This is a genomic window from Sutcliffiella sp. NC1 (genome assembly GCF_027594365.1).
Lineage (GTDB): Bacteria > Bacillota > Bacilli > Bacillales > Bacillaceae_I > Sutcliffiella > Sutcliffiella cohnii.
This window is the reverse complement of sequence record NZ_CP115153.1, coordinates 1,164,181-1,179,481: the sequence shown is the minus strand read 5'-3', so window position 1 is coordinate 1,179,481 and position 15,301 is coordinate 1,164,181. Positions and strand designations below refer to the sequence as shown.

Sequence of the window (15,301 nt, the reverse complement as noted above, 5' to 3'; positions counted from 1 at the left end):
TAAGCAGTATTTATAGGTTATAGACTACTCAATTCCTCCCAATGGCCAATAACGCATATTCACTTTCCCAACGATATCATCCATTTTCACAAAACCAAAGTGTCTACTGTCATAACTACCTAATCTATTATCCCCAATAACAAACAGATGACCTTTCGGTACTACTTCTTCCCCAGTTAAATCTTTTAATGTAAAGTTACCAGTGAGATTGTTACGAATCATATTATCTTTTTGTTCCTTTATAAAGTTTTCATTAATTGCTTTATCATTTATATATAATACATCGTTTAAATATTCTATTTTTTCCCCTGGTAAACCAATGACTCTTTTGACGTAAGGATCTGAGTTTTCTCCTTGCTTAAATACAACAATATCGAACCGCTTCGGCTCTTGTACATGATAAACAAACGTGTTGACTACTAATAAATTTCCTTCTTCTAATGTTGGCTTCATCGAATGTCCCTCGACTACATAATTCGAAAAGAAGCATATTCTTAATAAAATTAAGACGAAAAAAGATAAAAAGACTACTCTCCATTTGGTTATTTTGAAACGATTTTTGTTTTTCAACCGTCTTTCCTCCAAAATAGATTGTTTATTTATCCATATCGTAACATCTTCCCTAATAGTCTGACTACTTCTTTTTTCCTATTCGTCTCCAATTTTTATAGAATTTTGTAATTTTTTCTCTACAATTTTTCCTATGTACCATAATACAAACATTATAGTTAACATAATCGCAGTTTTTATCGGTTCTCTAATAAATGAAACGATATCGTACCCTATGTAGCTTATCGTAAAGATCATAACCATTTTCCCTGCAACGAGGGCTAGAAAGAATGTATGATATTTCATTTTTGATAACCCCGCAACTACGTTAATTAAAAATGATGGCGTGAAAGGAAAGCAGAAGAGTAAAAAAATAGGTCCAAAACCGTGTCTTTCAATCCAACTCATCGTACTTTTCACTTTTTCTTTTTCCAAAAACTTCTTTACCCAAGGTCGATTTCTTAATTTTTTTACAATTAAGAAGACGATACTTGCCCCTACAACTGTACCTGTCCAAGAAATAAGAAATCCGTACCACAGTCCAAATGCAGCAGCATTGGCCATTACAATTACAATTAACGGTAAAAAGGGTAAAAAGGCTTCTAACACTACTAGAAAAAAGCCTGGAAGCGGTCCAAACGATTTATATTCCTGCAATACATCTAATATATTTTCTAAGGTGAGCAATTCTTTTAATGTCTCTATTATTTCCATTATGTAACTCCTACTTTTTATAATAATCTCATTATTTATTTATTTTACACCTTTTTATAGACAGAATAAAACGGAAAAGACTAATTCGATATATAGAATTAGCCTTCTTACATTTTGGGTATCTACATTAGCTCGTATTTTTATAGAGTAATTTGTTTATGTCTGTAATTTTGTTCTTTCCTGTGTTTTAAAGTCAAGATGATACAGTTCTACTCGTTCTGTTTGTTTGCTTATACATGCGATAGCTTCATGTATGTCTGTAATCACTGTCATTCCGTAAATATGCTCCTGCTCTAAAACAATTGGATACATCGCTCCGTCCAATGAACCATAATAAATGCCATTACTGCCTTGATCCGTTACTAAAAAGTAAAAGCCTTCACTATCTTCTGTCCACAGTAAACCAGGGTTTACAGTAGCCCAGTGAAAATCTCCCTCTATTTCGTTACCGACTGAAATATCAAACTCACTCGTTAGACAAGTTAATTGTGTATACTGAAAATGATATATCCATACTCTAGATATTGGCACACCTTTATTATCCTTCTCGTACCCGACAAACCCTAATTTTTCTCCGTCTGGAGACCAAGTAGTCGAAGTAAAGAATCCATTACTATTCGTAAGTTTCCGTATTTCTTTCGTTTCTAATTCCAGTATGAATACGTCTACAACAGTTGTTGGTTGTGAAAATGCACAGGCAGAAAAAGCAATAAAACTTCCATCAGGTGACCAAACAACACTGTGATAGTTTCGGCATTCTCTTACTAGAGGTGTTAATTCATTTGTTTTGACATTTAGTAAAACAAGCTCTTCTGCCACTTTAGGATTAGTACCAATAGTAGAGAAAACTAGCATCTCTCCACAAGGAGACCAAACTGGATTTCTTACTCCACTTTCACAATGCGTTAATTGTTTCGCTTCTCCCCTATTAACATCTTTTACATATATTTGGGGCAATTTTGTTCGGTCTGATACGAAAACAAGCTTGTCCCCATCTGGCGACCAACGTGGTGATACTGTTTGATTCTCTCCATCCGTAAAAGGCATTATCCCATGAATTAAGTCTCCAATAAATATGTTAGAAACATAATCATTCTTTTCTTCCGATATCGTTGTTTGCACGTAGGCAAACTTTCTGTTTCTTTTATTCCACTGTGGATCCATCACTAATTTCTCTCCACTTTGAAATCCTCGTTTTTCTTTGCTCATACTTTGTACTCCTTTAGACATGGTAATAGACTTTTCCGAAACCCTTTATTTAAGCATACAAAGTTAATTAATATTATAAAAGCAAAAATAAATTGCATAAAGGGTTGTTTATCGTATAAAATAATATCGAACACACGTTCTTTCTCTAAGGAGGGTTTTATATGACGAGACTTTCATCAAAACAAATTAGTTTGTTTGAACAAGCTATTTATCTTCCATTAATTTTAATCGTGTTAGAAAAAGATTTAAAACATATTGAATCTAGTCCATTAAAATTAAAAGAACCTTATACGCTATTTTTAGAAGACGTCATGAAGAAAGTACAAATCCAATTACGCGACGTTAAACAGACGATGAAAAAGGAAAACTTACGTTTACAAAAATTAAAACAAGACGACTCTTTTACGCTTTACGCCTTTTTATTTGATGGGTACGAGGAACACCATAATTATTTTAACCCACGCATTCGTAATAAAGTAAATGAGTTATTAACCTATTTTTTTCTGCAAAAAGATAAAAATCAGCATGCTAATGATAAATTGGAACCGAATTAGACTGTTCCGTTTTTAATGATATATGCAATTCATTTTGACTATTTATACTAGCGTAAAATACATCATGAACGTTAGCTATTTTTTCTTGTAATAGTTTTTGGCGTAACCACGCTTCATTCAGCCCTTGGTATTCAAGGGCATCTACATACAAATTTCCTTCCAAAATAACAGGGATTTCAATTCCAGACTCCGGAACGTTCGTTAATACGTGTTCCGTACGAACATGCTCTTTTGGTGAGATGAGCTTTACCGATACTCACCATTAGATTCAATAAACGCTAATTGAACATCAGCAACATGAAATACATCTTTTTGGCGTAACATTTGCAGTACATTATCAATTGAATAATTGATCTTCTTCATGTTTTCTACTAAAAATTTCCCATTATGAACGACAAGTGTCGGTTCAAATGTTAACAGTCTTCCAATTGTACGATTTCTAATTTTCCAACGAACAATTATCTTTTGTAAAATAGCTATAGAAATAATGGCTCCAATAGTATGTACATGATTGATATTCGGATCTGCGATATCTGCACCAACGACCGAACCTAGAGTTAACACTACGAGAAAATCAAAAATTGGTAGCTCACCTATAGATCTTTTCCCCATATATATGCCTACAAGCAGCATAAGCGGCAAAATTGTAAAAATCCGAAAAACAACTTTTATTAAATCAGTAAAAAGTTCCAACGTATGAGACCTCCTTTCCTTATAGGGTTTTTCAAGGTGAAGGACTTCATTCGTTGGAACCGTAAAAACTTCCATTAATTCATTATTTTTTCTTTATACGTTGTGCTGAACTTGTATAGAAGAAGAATGGCCTCTCTGCAACATTAATCAATTGTTGCTTTTGTCTTAATTTAAATCGTAAATGAGAAGTTCTTAAAATTTGAGTTTTAAATGATTTTAATGACATTGGTATTTGTAGTGTTTTATTATTAGATAAATAGGCAATAGTATCGCCGTATTCATTAGCTTTTGAATCAATAATATGGTCAGGACAAATCCACATGCATTCCATCTTTCGTGGTGACATCGTCGGGAAAAAGAACAGTTCCTCCGCTAAGTTAATAACAATAGGTTGCTTGTGAGTAATTCCAGTTATAACTTTCGTCGATTCTTGACTGCCTTGTAAGCTTGTACCTGAATACCAACAGTTTTGATTGATAATATACTTCGGGTGCTGCTCCACTAAATACTCTCCGTCTGTTTCTATCACTCTCGAAATCCATACTTTATTTACTTTTTCCGGTACGATAGCGATAGTGTTTTGATTAATTAAATATTCTTTCTTCACACTAATCTTCCTTTCACTATTTTTTAAACAATACCAATAAAGTAAAATTTAATACAAACCAAGAAAATAATACCATATTACTACATCTTTTTGCACATTATTTTATAAAATTACAAATTATAATTATAGTTCGACAAAACAATCGATTGTGGATGCATCCATAACTGGTAAGGATTCTTGCTGACATTTGCACTCGGTTAAATATTTTCTAAAAATTTAAAATGTTATTGATTTTATTTAGCGAACTCCATATAATATAAAAAAGGCCTCGAGGTGAAAGACTCATGAAAAATGAAAAGTCTTATACGGAGTTAATGAAGTCGAAAGCCCAAGAGAAACGAGTGTCACGGGAAAGTTTTATGGTAAATATGTATGTTCAGATGGTAATTGACGAGGCAATTTTCTTATTTCAGAAGCAACGGTTTTTAGAAAAAATTGACGCTGCTATCGATGCGAATAACAAAGTATTATTTCAATCTTTAAGTGCTGAATATCAGGCGTTTGTTCATCAGTGGGAAAAATAGTAAAAAAAGAAGCCTAATTTGGCTTCTTTTTCATTTGATTAAACCTGATGTGGAGGGTGAACCGTGAGTGGAACGGAGCGGAAGACACTTGACTCCTCGAAAATGCTATCGCATTTTCTTCGTGCGATGTAATGCTGCCGAAGCCTTCCTTGTCCTGCGGGATGTAGAGGGAAGGTCGAGACCCCACAGGCGCAGCCGAGGAGGCTCGAATTCACGAAAAGCGGAAGCGCATCGATCTGGCCCGTACAAACTGGAGCAGTCCGGTAGGAGATAAAGGAAACGCTTTGGGAAACGTTAGTTGAGTTGATGTTGACTTATCGTACGGACGGACTGGGAAGTTTGATTGGGCCAATGCGCTGGAGCTAGACATCTCCCCGCGGCGACGCACAGGACGTGCTAGTGTCGACCGTGCGACAGGACGTCGCGGTACGGTCGGCCAAGCAAGTGTCTGCAGCGAAGTGAAACGGACTAACTTAAAGCCAATCTAGAAAGTGAAAACTATTATACTGTTCACGAATGAACCTACTTGTACAAAATTTCACTTGCATAGGTGTCGCCCCTGAAAATAGCATACATATAAGTTAGTTCATTCTATAATGTTCGACTAGAGAGCCAACAGATTGTTAGTTTGTTTCTTCCGTATAGTTCTGAATAAAATAGATACGATCTACCATTGGTGGATGTGTGTATCGAAAGATTTTTATTAACGTTGGTGGGTTAACCTCGCTCAGACCAGCTTTCGTTATTTCTTGAAAAGCACCAATTGCAGCATCTTGATTACCAGTTAGTTCAATCGCATAAACATCAGCTGTATGTTCCATATGCCTTGAAACATAATTCGTAACAGGGCTAGCTGCGAATAAAATAACAGAGATTAATAACAACAATATCGGCAAAGATGCGAATTCTTCCATTCTCTGTATACGCATCTGTCTTCCCCACTTTTTAAGCATAAGCTTTGTCAGCCTGTATACGAGATAAAATACACCAAGAGAAAAAACAATGTACCCCGTAACTCCCAGTGTAACGTGGTGCAATACGTAATGACCCAGTTCATGTGCCATAATAAATAATATTTCCTCTTCATGCAGCCGTTGTAACAGGGTATCCCACAACACTATTCTAGAATTACCACCTACACCAGTTACATAAGCATTGATGGAGTTCGTTTTTTCGGACATGTTTACTTCCCAAACTCGATCAGCACTAACATCCACTTCACTTGCAAGGGCTAAAATTTTCTCCTCAAGCTGTTTATCTTTCATTGGATAAAAATCGTTATATAAAGGGTCAATCAACACAGGTTGAATGTACATGAAGAAAAAGACGAACGGAATAAATAAAATCCACGTAATAATCCACCAATATTTTTGAAATCGGCTCATTAAAAAATAAACAACGATAATGACAATCCAAAGTAATACTAAACCTTCCCAAAAACTAATTAGCTGATCTTGAATCCAATCTGGTAAAGGTTGAATCGATATTTGGTATTGCCTAGCAAAATAATAACGGAAAAGCTTTAATGGCAAGATAGCTAGTGTTGTCCAAAATGAGAACCAAAAAATAAATATACCTGCTTGCAATATGCGAAATCTTGTAATTTTTTCAGCCCATTGTTGAAACGTTTTACTGAAGCCTAAAAATAAAATGGCTCCATAGACAAACCATTCGTAAGGATACGATAAAAAATAAAAGAAGTTACGTATTTTCGAATATTCGTTAGCTAACATTATCTCCTTTTCAGTCATAAATGTATGTGGATCTGCCCTCGTACCGATTAACTCTTGCGGAAGAGAACTATCTGCTATGTACCATAAATAAACGTATAGCATTATCGCATACACAATGAACGGAATGATTCCCCACTTCATCAACTTCTTCATTAGCATTTCTCCTATTGTCATAGTAGTAACCGTGGCATTCAAACAATGTTCATTCTTTTCTACATAAACCTATATAACTCCTTTTTTTCATCGCTTATGATAAAGGTGAAACTTTGTTACCGTCCGTTAACTACACTTAACATCCTTGATTCTATTGCAGGAAAGGAGAGATTGCGGTAGGTTACACCGATAGCTTACAAAATGTTAAAAAGAGGTGTTATGCATATGAAAAAATGGTATTGGGTTTGTGCTCTTATTCTTATTTTAAGTATTAGTAGTGGAATTTATTACTTTTCTGTTTATCGAGTCCTTGCGATGGAATTACCCGAAAATATTATGCTAGAAACACATGATGGAGAAATCGTTTCTTTAAATGAAACTGGTAAAGTAAGAATACTAGAGTTCATATATACAAAATGCCCTGATATTTGTCCTGCAACTACCATCCATATGAATAATTTGAAAGAAGATTTACGTGCCCTTGGGATCACTGCTGATGATGTTGAATTTTTAACGATAACAATTGATTCAAAGCGAGATACAAAAGAGGTGCTTGCTTCATATGTTGAGACATTTAATATTGATACAAATGACGGATGGAAAGTATTACGTGGGAATGAAGAAGATATTCGTAGCTTAACGAACGAGTTAGAGTTTTATTATCAAGATCCAGGAAACGGAATGTTTACTCATACCTCTACAACTTATTTGCTAAATCAACAAAATCAAGTAGTTGAAATGTTCGGAATGGGAAATAAAGGATTCAAACCAGAAAAAGTATTACAAAGCATTAAAAAATTACTATAAAAAAATTTGGAGCTAGTAGCAGTTCTTACCCTGCTACTAGTAATGCATATAAGCTAACGATAGCAATAGAAGAGAGCACAACAATTATAATATTAGCTCCAAAATATGCAACAATAAACGCAGCAAAAACTCCGACAATTCCGTACCAAATATCTGGATTGATAGTAAAAACTCCAGGAATAATAAGGGCGCCTAAAATGGCAAAAGGAACGTTTTTTAGCACACCTTGTAAAAAAGGTGGTAGCTCTTTTCCTTGGAACATAATAAAGGGCAATAATCGTGGGAGATACGTAACAACCGCCATTCCTATAATCATCATAACAATCATACTATTCACGACTTATTTCCCTCCTTTTTTGTTCCACCCATTCAATACCGACAGCGCTAATTAACGTTGCTACAATAATTGCCCAACCTTGTGCCATTTGAAGAACATGGACAAATAAAGCATTAAAAAGGGCAGCAGTAGCCGCTAGATAAATAACTTTACGACTTTTTTTCATTGATGGTACGAGTAACCCGACAAACATAGCATACAGCGCAATTGACATACTATCTTGTAAAGTAGTAGGTAAGCTTCCACCGACGATATGTCCAATTCCAGAAAAAACAACCCAGCTTGAATATGAAATAATTATGAGACCTAACATGTAACTAGTATGTAGTCTACCTTCATTTGTAGCTGCAACTGAAAAGGTTTCGTCCGTTATCCCAAAAGAATAAAGGGCTTTTTTCCACTTTTTATCGTTTTCTACTTTTTCATTTAACGTTGTACTCATTAAAAAGTGACGAATATTTACGATAAAAGTAGTCATGACAATTTCAAATACTCCCGTTCCAAGAGCAATCATATTGAGGGCCATGTATTGAGCAGCCCCTGCAAAAACAAAAATACTCATCATCAACGTTTCCATTAAGTTTAAATCGACCGATTTTGCAAGCAATCCAAATGTAAGAGCAACAGGCATATAGCCAATTGCAATCGTTACACCTGCTTGTAACCCTCTCCGAAAAGGTGTTGGATTGCTAACAAGCACCGATGAAGTTGCCATGCTTTTTCCCCTCCTCTAATAGTTTAATTGTTTATTAATATACTAATCATTCAACTGAAAGTAAATAGGAAACTTTAACGCAATGCTATTAAAAAGCACTAAAGCTAATCAGTTGTCACTCTTTTTTAACACACATACTATCAAAATATTAGAATTTATATAAACTATTGAAAAAAACATGGTAAAATATAGCTACTTTTAACTTACTTGGAGGCCTCCAAATGATAGAACAACAAGAATACGATAGAATCTTAAAATATATGAAAGATATTGAATTCGCCTTAGATGTTTCTTCTATTGTTGCAATTGCTGATCGAACTGGAAAAATAACTTATGCAAATGATAAATTTTGTGAAATATCACAGTATCCCCGTTCTGAATTAATAGGGAAGGATCATAATATCGTTAACTCTAATTACCATCCGAAAGAGTTTTTCAAAGAAATGTGGAAAACAATTGGCTCGGGTAAGGTGTGGAAAGGCGAAATTAAAAATAAAACAAAAAACGGTAACTATTATTGGGTTGATACGACTATTGTTCCTTTTTTAGACGAAAATGGAAAAGTATATCAATATGTATCGATTCGAAATGATATTACAAAGCAAAAAGAAATGAGTGAACGAATAGAATATGCTGCCTACCATGATTCCATAACTGGACTACCGAACAAACGATATTTAGATGAACAACTCGAAAAAGAAATTGAAAAACATTATACAGAAAAATCACACTTCGCACTAATGTTTTTAGACTTGGATAATTTTAAATTAGTCAACGATACATTAGGTCATCATGAAGGAGATTTATTTCTGAAAGAGCTTGCTAATCAACTCATTTCTGCAAATATACGAGACTCATTTATCGCAAGAAGGAGTGGCGATGAATTTATTATCATTGTTAGGAATGTAAAAGAACAAAAAGAAATAGTCCAAGTAGCGAAAAAAGTACTTTCCATTTTTAATACTGGATTTGCTAAAAATAAAACATATAAAAATATAACAGGTAGCATTGGAGTAAGCGTCTTCCCTTGTAACGCAAACAATTCTCAAAACTTATGCAAAAAGCAGATATTGCGATGTATCATGCAAAATCAAAAGGAAAGAATTGTTTAACATTCTATGAAAAAGATATGGATTTACAAACGAAAAAATTCTTCTCGATTAGCGAAAACATGAGACAAGATTTATATACGGACAAGTTCTCCCTTCATTATCAACCGCAATTTGACGCCCTTACAAAAGAACTCGTCGGTATTGAGGCACTTCTTCGATGGGAAGATAAAGATGGTAATAACATACCACCAAGCGTCTTTATCCCTATTGCCGAAGAATCCGATTTAATTGTTGATTTAGGTATATGGGTTTTAAGAAAGGCAACTTTTCAAAACGTAGAATGGCAACATAAAGGTTATCCGAAAGTCCCGATATCTGTGAATGTTTCCGTTAAGCAAATAAATAATCAAGATTTTATTGTGAAACTAAAGGAAATTTTGTATGAAAGTGGGCTCGAGCCAAAATATTTAAATCTTGAAATTACAGAAACATTTATGTACGAAAAAGAGAATGCAATGAATTTTATTAATGAGATTAAAAATTTAGGCATAAGTATCGCCATTGACGATTTTGGAACAGGTTACTCGTCCCTCCAATATTTAATTGACATGCCAATGGATGTTTTAAAGATTGACCGTGCGTTCGTTAAAGAAATTGAAAGTAATCCAACTAAGATGGGTTTATTGAAAGGTATTTTATCCATCGCCCAAACTTTAAATATTAAAACGGTTGCTGAAGGGGTAGAACTAGAAAAGCAATATGATTTATTAAAGGAAAATGGCTGTAATATTATACAAGGTTATTACTTTTCTAAACCGAAATCAAAAGATGAAATTGAAAGCCTTATATTTTCTAAATAGAAAAAACGGTAATGGGAAAGTCCCATTACCGTTTTTTCTCTATTATTTACCTTTAAATACTGGAGGTCGTTTTTCTTGAAACGCTTGTAATGCTTCCACTCGGTCCTCTGTTGGAATAATCACTTCGTATGCTTTTCGTTCTATTTGTAGACCTGTTTGCAAATCTACATTCATCCCTTGTTTAATCGCAAATTTAGCTTGTTGCACGGCGAGTGGGCCATTTCGGGTAAACTCTTCTGCTAAGGATTTAGCTTCTTCTAGCAATTCTGCTCGTTCATTTACTAATCTAGTAATTAATCCCCAGTTGCTTGCTTCTTCAGCTGTAAACCTTCTGGCCGTAAGTATTAATTCTAGTGCCTTTGATTCCCCAACAATTCGTGGTAATCTTTGCGTTCCACCAGCACCAGGAATAATTGCTAAACTTGTTTCCGTTAATCCCATTTTCGCATCCTTCACAGCTACTCGGAAGTCACAGGCTAATAACAATTCCATACCTCCGCCAAAAGCAAATCCATTAATGGCAGCAATAGTCGGTTGTGGAAGATTAGCAATCGAACTAAACACTTCTCCAATTTTATATACATTTCTTCTTACTTGCTGTTCTGATAATGTGCGCCTTTCCTTCAAATCAGCGCCAACACTATAAGCTTTCTCCCCTGCAGCTGTAATAATAACGACTCTAACTTCTGGATTAGATCGTAATGTTTCAGCTACTTCCCCTAAGTTTACTAACATATCATAGTTAAATGCATTCATCGCATCTGGCCTATTTAATGTAACAGTTGCTATATAATTTTCGATATGAACGTTAATATAAGACATGTTGATCGCCCCCTTCAATTGATAGCGCTTGCACTAACCTACTTATTTCTCCAAAGAAAGGCGATAATCCTTCTTTATTTTAATTTGTAGCTCTACCTTTGTTACACACCTAATTTTTCTTTTAATGCTCTTCTTAATATTTTTCCTGTCGTATTTTTAGGTAATTCCTCTAAAAATTCAATTGAACTCGGGACTTTATATTTCGCTAACGATTGCTGGCAATACCCGATAAGTTCTTGCTCTGTCACATCATTTTTTGAAACGACGAAGCACTTAACCGCTTCTCCAAAATTAGCATCAGGTACACCTACAACAGCCACTTCAACGACATCCGGATGATTATATAATACTTCTTCTACTTCACGAGGATAAACATTATATCCTCCTACGATAATCATGTCCTTTTTACGATCCACAATATAGAAATAGCCATCTTCGTCTGTTTTTGCCATATCACCTGTATACAGCCATCCATCACGAATTGCATGAGCTGTTTCTTCCGGCATATTGTAATACCCTTTCATCACATTCGGACCTCTTACAATTAGTTCTCCAACTTGTCCGTTCGGCACTTCCTCACCTAGCTCATTAACTACTTTATTTTCAACATTCACTATACTCGTTCCTATAGACCCTGCCTTTCTAGGTCGATCTAGCGGGTTGAAGCAAGTAACAGGTGATGCTTCAGACAAGCCATAGCCTTCGGAAATAATAACGTTAAACTTTTTCTCGAAATTTTTGAGAAGTGCTACTGGCATAGATGCTCCACCTGAAATACATAATCTTAAAGATTGGAAGTCTTCTACTTTGCCACCTTCGTACTGAAGTAGGAAATTGTACATAGTAGGAACACCCGCGAATACAGTTGCTTCGTGTTTTTTTACAACATCAAAAATCGATTGAGGACTAAACCTCGGAACAATAATAACTGTTGCACCATTCATTAAAGGTGCATTAAGTGCTACTGTTAAACAGAAGACGTGAAACATAGGTAAAGTTGCTACGACCCGATCACTTTCATTCATCTTCAAGAAATCAGCAACATCTTTCGCATTACGATAAAGATTACGATGAGTTAGCATTGCACCTTTCGGTTTACCAGTCGTACCGGAAGTATAAAGAATAACCGCAATGTCATCATCCTTTAATTCGGGGCCGCTATAGTCATATGTACCTTGCATTAGCACGGATGTAAACGCTTTTAATTTCGGAAAAACTGAAAATTGTTCTACTGGCAAATCTTTTGCCTTTTCTTTTCCATCAGGTGTTTCACAAACGATATAACTTTCTACTTTCGGTAGCCTTACATGTAGCTTCTCAAATAGAGGTACTAATAAGTCAAGCATAATAACTGCTTTTACGTCTCCATCATTTAAGATGTAACAAATTTCTTCAGGAGTATAAATTGGATTTACCGGAATAACAGTTGCACCTAAACGAGCTGCACCGTACATGCCAATAATATAGTATGGTGAATTGCCTAGTAAAAGAGCGATATGGTCCCCTTTTTTAATGCCCATGTTCTCTAAGCCAGACGCAAAGGCATTGATCGCTGCATTTAATTCTCCATACGATTTAGATTCCCCTTCAAACATATACGCAACCTTTGTCGGTTTATCCTGTGCCGTTTGTCTCAATTGTGAAGATATATTCATTTCGACTCCTCCCCTTCGTCTTAATTGAATGAATAATCATTCATTTTATTTCACTACTATTATAGGACAATAAGTGCTACTTTGTCATTATTTAAATTATTTAAAAAGGTGGATTTGTCTTAAATTTTCCAATATAGAGAAAAGGGAAAGAGGTTCCTAAATGATGAACCTCTTTAATAAATTAGTATATAAGATTTAACACTTCTTCCTTCGTTACATTTCCGAAATAATGTTTTACATCAATTGTTGAGAAAGCATCGTCTAATGCAGACTTTTCATATTTTACTCCAACTAGTTTCTCTTCTATTTCGGCTACGTCCCCAACTCCAAAGAAGTCACCGAAGATTTTACATTCTTGGATTAATCCTTTTTTCACTTCTAGACGAATATCGATTTGACCGATAGGGAAACGGTGAGAGTGTTGAACATTAAATGCTGGTGATTTCCCGTAATTCCAATCCCAGTTTTGATAACGTGCTTTGGAGATTTCGTTTATTTTTACCCAATCCTCTTCTGTTAGCTTATATTCCGGTATATCATCACTTTTAAAAATTGCCTTTAATAGTAGTTCTCTAAACTGTTCAATTGTTATATCATCAGTTAAAAACTCTTTAATATTTGCGACACGGCTACGAACAGACTTGATACCTTTAGATTCGATTTTATCCTTTTTAACTTTTAATGCCGAAACGATATTTTCCATTTCTGAATCAAATAATAACGTACCGTGGCTGAACATACGACCTTTCGTCGAAAATTGAGCATTACCAGAAATTTTTCTCCCTTCAGCTAGAAGATCATTTCTTCCACTTAATTCTGCGTTCACACCTAAACTTTGTAACGCCTCCACAACCGGGGCAGTGAATTTTCTAAAATTGTGAAAGCTTTCCCCGTCGTCCTTCGTTATAAAGCTAAAATTCAAGTTACCTAGGTCATGGTAAACAGCCCCACCACCAGATAATCGACGAACAACATGAATACCATTTCCTTCTACATACTCTGTATTAATTTCTTCTATCGTATTTTGGTTTTTACCAATAATGATGGAAGGCTCATTAATGTAAAAAAGTAAATATGTATTATCGATGTTTAAGTTTTTTAACGCGTATTCCTCAATTGCTAAGTTAATTCTAGGATCTGTAATCCCCTGATTATCAATAAATAACATGTTATATCTTTCCTTTCTGCCAAGTAAACCCAGTAGTTGCTAGTTTTACATTTCCTTTATAAATTGAAGTTGCTTCTTCTAGTAATTGGTCATGTTTACCGAAGTGTGGTAAATGCGTTAACAATAGTTGTTGCACATTTGCATTCTGTGCAATTTTTGCAACATCGTGACTATTCATATGACCACCACTTTTTCCATCTTGGTTAGCATACAAATTGCATTCTGCAATTAAAAAGTCAGCCCCTGTACTGAATGGGATAAAAGAATCTTGATAGCTGGAATCAGCCGTATAAACAATCGTACTATCCTCAGAAGAAATTTTCATTGCATAACAGGATACAGGGTGGCTTGTTTTTAAAAACTGAACGGAAAATGGTCCAATAGTTAATGTTTCTTCTGGATTGTACGCAATACCAGTTGTAACCTTTTGGTGAGTAAGTTTTGAAAAAGCTTGTTCGTCTTCCCTATGCCCATATATCGGTAAGGTTGGTAGTTCATTACCTAAAAATGTTTGAATTAAGCGAGCGTATTGTAATACACCAATATCAGCAATATGATCTTGATGATAGTGGGAAATTAGAACTGCATGAAGCTCATTTGGTTTTAAATAATTTTGTAATTGAGATAAGACTCCACTACCACAATCTACTAATAGATTGAATCCGTCTTTTTGAAGTAAATATCCTGATGTTGCACTATTAACTGCTGGATAACCACCCCAATAACCTAGTACAGTTAACTTCAATTTATGCACACTCCTAATGTTATATTTTACGCTTCTATTATCTTGAATGGGTTGCTATAACAAGCATATTTCTACAGTAATAGTTTATCATATCAATATTATTTATCCTATTTCCACGATTATTTTTAATATTCATTTTTAAATTGTTTTAAAACAGTTGTTGACAGTACAAGTTCTGTTATAGTACAATTACAACAAATATAAGGCAAAGGGTGACCTTCATGTTAATAAAAATGACAGAATTCTTAAAAAACTTACCTGCGAAGAAATGTGTAGAATGTCAGAAGGAAATTGAAGAACAGCATGAATGTTATGGTAATCAATGCAACAGTTGCTTAGAAAGTCAATTAAGGTAAGACTTATTAAACGCAAAAAGCCAACCTTTCTATGATGAAAGGTTGGCC

19 protein-coding genes are annotated in these 15,301 nt (G+C 34.8%); 6 read left to right on the top strand and 13 right to left on the bottom strand.

Features of this window, described 5'->3' with window-relative positions:
- Positions 1-24 precede the first annotated feature (24 nt).
- The 3 genes from lepB to O1A01_RS05945 form a co-directional block, all read right to left on the bottom strand.
- Positions 25-570 carry a signal peptidase I gene (lepB, locus tag O1A01_RS05955; protein ID WP_270065781.1) on the bottom strand — a complete coding sequence of 182 codons (546 nt, stop codon included), beginning with the start codon at positions 568-570 and terminating at the stop codon, positions 25-27.
- Between the two features lie 78 nt (positions 571-648).
- Positions 649-1,263 (bottom strand): TVP38/TMEM64 family protein, encoded by a 615-nt coding sequence (locus O1A01_RS05950; RefSeq protein ID WP_270065780.1) that lies wholly within the window; start codon positions 1,261-1,263, stop codon positions 649-651.
- A gap of 156 nt (positions 1,264-1,419) precedes the next feature.
- The gene (locus O1A01_RS05945; RefSeq protein ID WP_270065779.1) at positions 1,420-2,472 is read right to left on the bottom strand and encodes a hypothetical protein; all 1,053 of its coding nucleotides are present in this window, start codon (positions 2,470-2,472) and stop codon (positions 1,420-1,422) included.
- 161 nt (positions 2,473-2,633) lie between these two features.
- Between O1A01_RS05945 and O1A01_RS05940 the strand changes: the two genes are divergently transcribed.
- A complete protein-coding gene (locus O1A01_RS05940) occupies positions 2,634-3,026 on the top strand; it encodes a YhjD family protein (RefSeq protein WP_066421260.1) in 393 nt (130 codons plus the stop codon).
- Here O1A01_RS05940 and O1A01_RS25335 read toward each other — a convergent pair.
- From O1A01_RS25335 to O1A01_RS05930, 3 genes are all read right to left on the bottom strand, one after another.
- Entirely contained in the window at positions 3,001-3,177 is a 177-nt protein-coding gene (locus O1A01_RS25335; protein ID WP_443081798.1) for a hypothetical protein, read from the bottom strand. The genes O1A01_RS05940 and O1A01_RS25335 overlap by 26 nt on opposite strands.
- A gap of 95 nt (positions 3,178-3,272) precedes the next feature.
- The gene (locus O1A01_RS25330) at positions 3,273-3,719 is read right to left on the bottom strand and encodes a DUF421 domain-containing protein (protein WP_333482926.1); all 447 of its coding nucleotides are present in this window, start codon (positions 3,717-3,719) and stop codon (positions 3,273-3,275) included.
- Between the two features lie 82 nt (positions 3,720-3,801).
- Entirely contained in the window at positions 3,802-4,326 is a 525-nt protein-coding gene (locus tag O1A01_RS05930) for a competence protein ComK (protein ID WP_066421263.1), read from the bottom strand.
- A gap of 284 nt (positions 4,327-4,610) precedes the next feature.
- Between O1A01_RS05930 and O1A01_RS05925 the strand changes: the two genes are divergently transcribed.
- Positions 4,611-4,850 (top strand): IDEAL domain-containing protein, encoded by a 240-nt coding sequence (locus tag O1A01_RS05925; RefSeq protein ID WP_066421270.1) that lies wholly within the window; start codon positions 4,611-4,613, stop codon positions 4,848-4,850.
- A 623-nt stretch (positions 4,851-5,473) separates the two neighbouring features.
- Here O1A01_RS05925 and O1A01_RS05920 read toward each other — a convergent pair.
- Positions 5,474-6,736, bottom strand: coding sequence for a M48 family metallopeptidase (locus tag O1A01_RS05920; protein WP_270065778.1), 1,263 nt, complete (start codon positions 6,734-6,736; stop codon positions 5,474-5,476).
- 225 nt (positions 6,737-6,961) lie between these two features.
- Between O1A01_RS05920 and O1A01_RS05915 the strand changes: the two genes are divergently transcribed.
- Positions 6,962-7,543, top strand: coding sequence for an SCO family protein (locus O1A01_RS05915; RefSeq protein ID WP_270065777.1), 582 nt, complete (start codon positions 6,962-6,964; stop codon positions 7,541-7,543).
- Positions 7,544-7,568: 25 nt separating this feature from the next.
- On the opposite strand, the gene O1A01_RS05910 is transcribed toward O1A01_RS05915, so the two are convergent.
- Complete coding sequence (locus O1A01_RS05910; RefSeq protein WP_066420556.1) at positions 7,569-7,880, bottom strand: AzlD domain-containing protein; 312 nt, start codon at positions 7,878-7,880, stop codon at positions 7,569-7,571.
- Positions 7,873-8,595 carry an AzlC family ABC transporter permease gene (locus O1A01_RS05905; protein ID WP_066420554.1) on the bottom strand — a complete coding sequence of 241 codons (723 nt, stop codon included), beginning with the start codon at positions 8,593-8,595 and terminating at the stop codon, positions 7,873-7,875. The genes O1A01_RS05910 and O1A01_RS05905 overlap by 8 nt, the downstream gene beginning before the upstream one ends.
- 221 nt (positions 8,596-8,816) lie before the next feature.
- Here O1A01_RS05905 and O1A01_RS05900 point away from each other — a divergent pair, with 221 nt between their 5' ends.
- Together O1A01_RS05900 and O1A01_RS05895 are read left to right on the top strand one after the other, a co-directional pair.
- Entirely contained in the window at positions 8,817-9,707 is an 891-nt protein-coding gene (locus tag O1A01_RS05900; RefSeq protein ID WP_270065776.1) for a sensor domain-containing protein, read from the top strand.
- Positions 9,671-10,507: a putative bifunctional diguanylate cyclase/phosphodiesterase gene (locus O1A01_RS05895; protein WP_270065775.1), complete on the top strand. Its 837-nt coding sequence runs from the start codon at positions 9,671-9,673 to the stop codon at positions 10,505-10,507. Before O1A01_RS05900 ends, O1A01_RS05895 begins: the two co-directional genes overlap by 37 nt.
- A 42-nt stretch (positions 10,508-10,549) precedes the next feature.
- Here O1A01_RS05895 and O1A01_RS05890 read toward each other — a convergent pair whose 3' ends face one another.
- The 4 genes from O1A01_RS05890 to O1A01_RS05875 all read right to left on the bottom strand — a co-directional run bounded on the left by O1A01_RS05890 (position 10,550) and on the right by O1A01_RS05875 (position 14,897).
- Complete coding sequence (locus O1A01_RS05890; protein ID WP_066420551.1) at positions 10,550-11,329, bottom strand: enoyl-CoA hydratase-related protein; 780 nt, start codon at positions 11,327-11,329, stop codon at positions 10,550-10,552.
- A 101-nt stretch (positions 11,330-11,430) separates the two neighbouring features.
- Complete coding sequence (locus tag O1A01_RS05885) at positions 11,431-12,984, bottom strand: fatty acid--CoA ligase family protein (RefSeq protein ID WP_270065774.1); 1,554 nt, start codon at positions 12,982-12,984, stop codon at positions 11,431-11,433.
- A gap of 181 nt (positions 12,985-13,165) precedes the next feature.
- Positions 13,166-14,152: a lipoate--protein ligase gene (locus tag O1A01_RS05880; protein ID WP_066420549.1), complete on the bottom strand. Its 987-nt coding sequence runs from the start codon at positions 14,150-14,152 to the stop codon at positions 13,166-13,168.
- Between the two features lies 1 nt (position 14,153).
- Positions 14,154-14,897, bottom strand: coding sequence for an MBL fold metallo-hydrolase (locus O1A01_RS05875; RefSeq protein WP_066420548.1), 744 nt, complete (start codon positions 14,895-14,897; stop codon positions 14,154-14,156).
- Positions 14,898-15,118: 221 nt separating this feature from the next.
- Here O1A01_RS05875 and yhfH point away from each other — a divergent pair, with 221 nt between their 5' ends.
- Positions 15,119-15,253, top strand: coding sequence for a protein YhfH (gene yhfH / locus O1A01_RS05870; protein ID WP_084380692.1), 135 nt, complete (start codon positions 15,119-15,121; stop codon positions 15,251-15,253).
- The last annotated feature ends 48 nt before the right edge of the window (positions 15,254-15,301 follow it).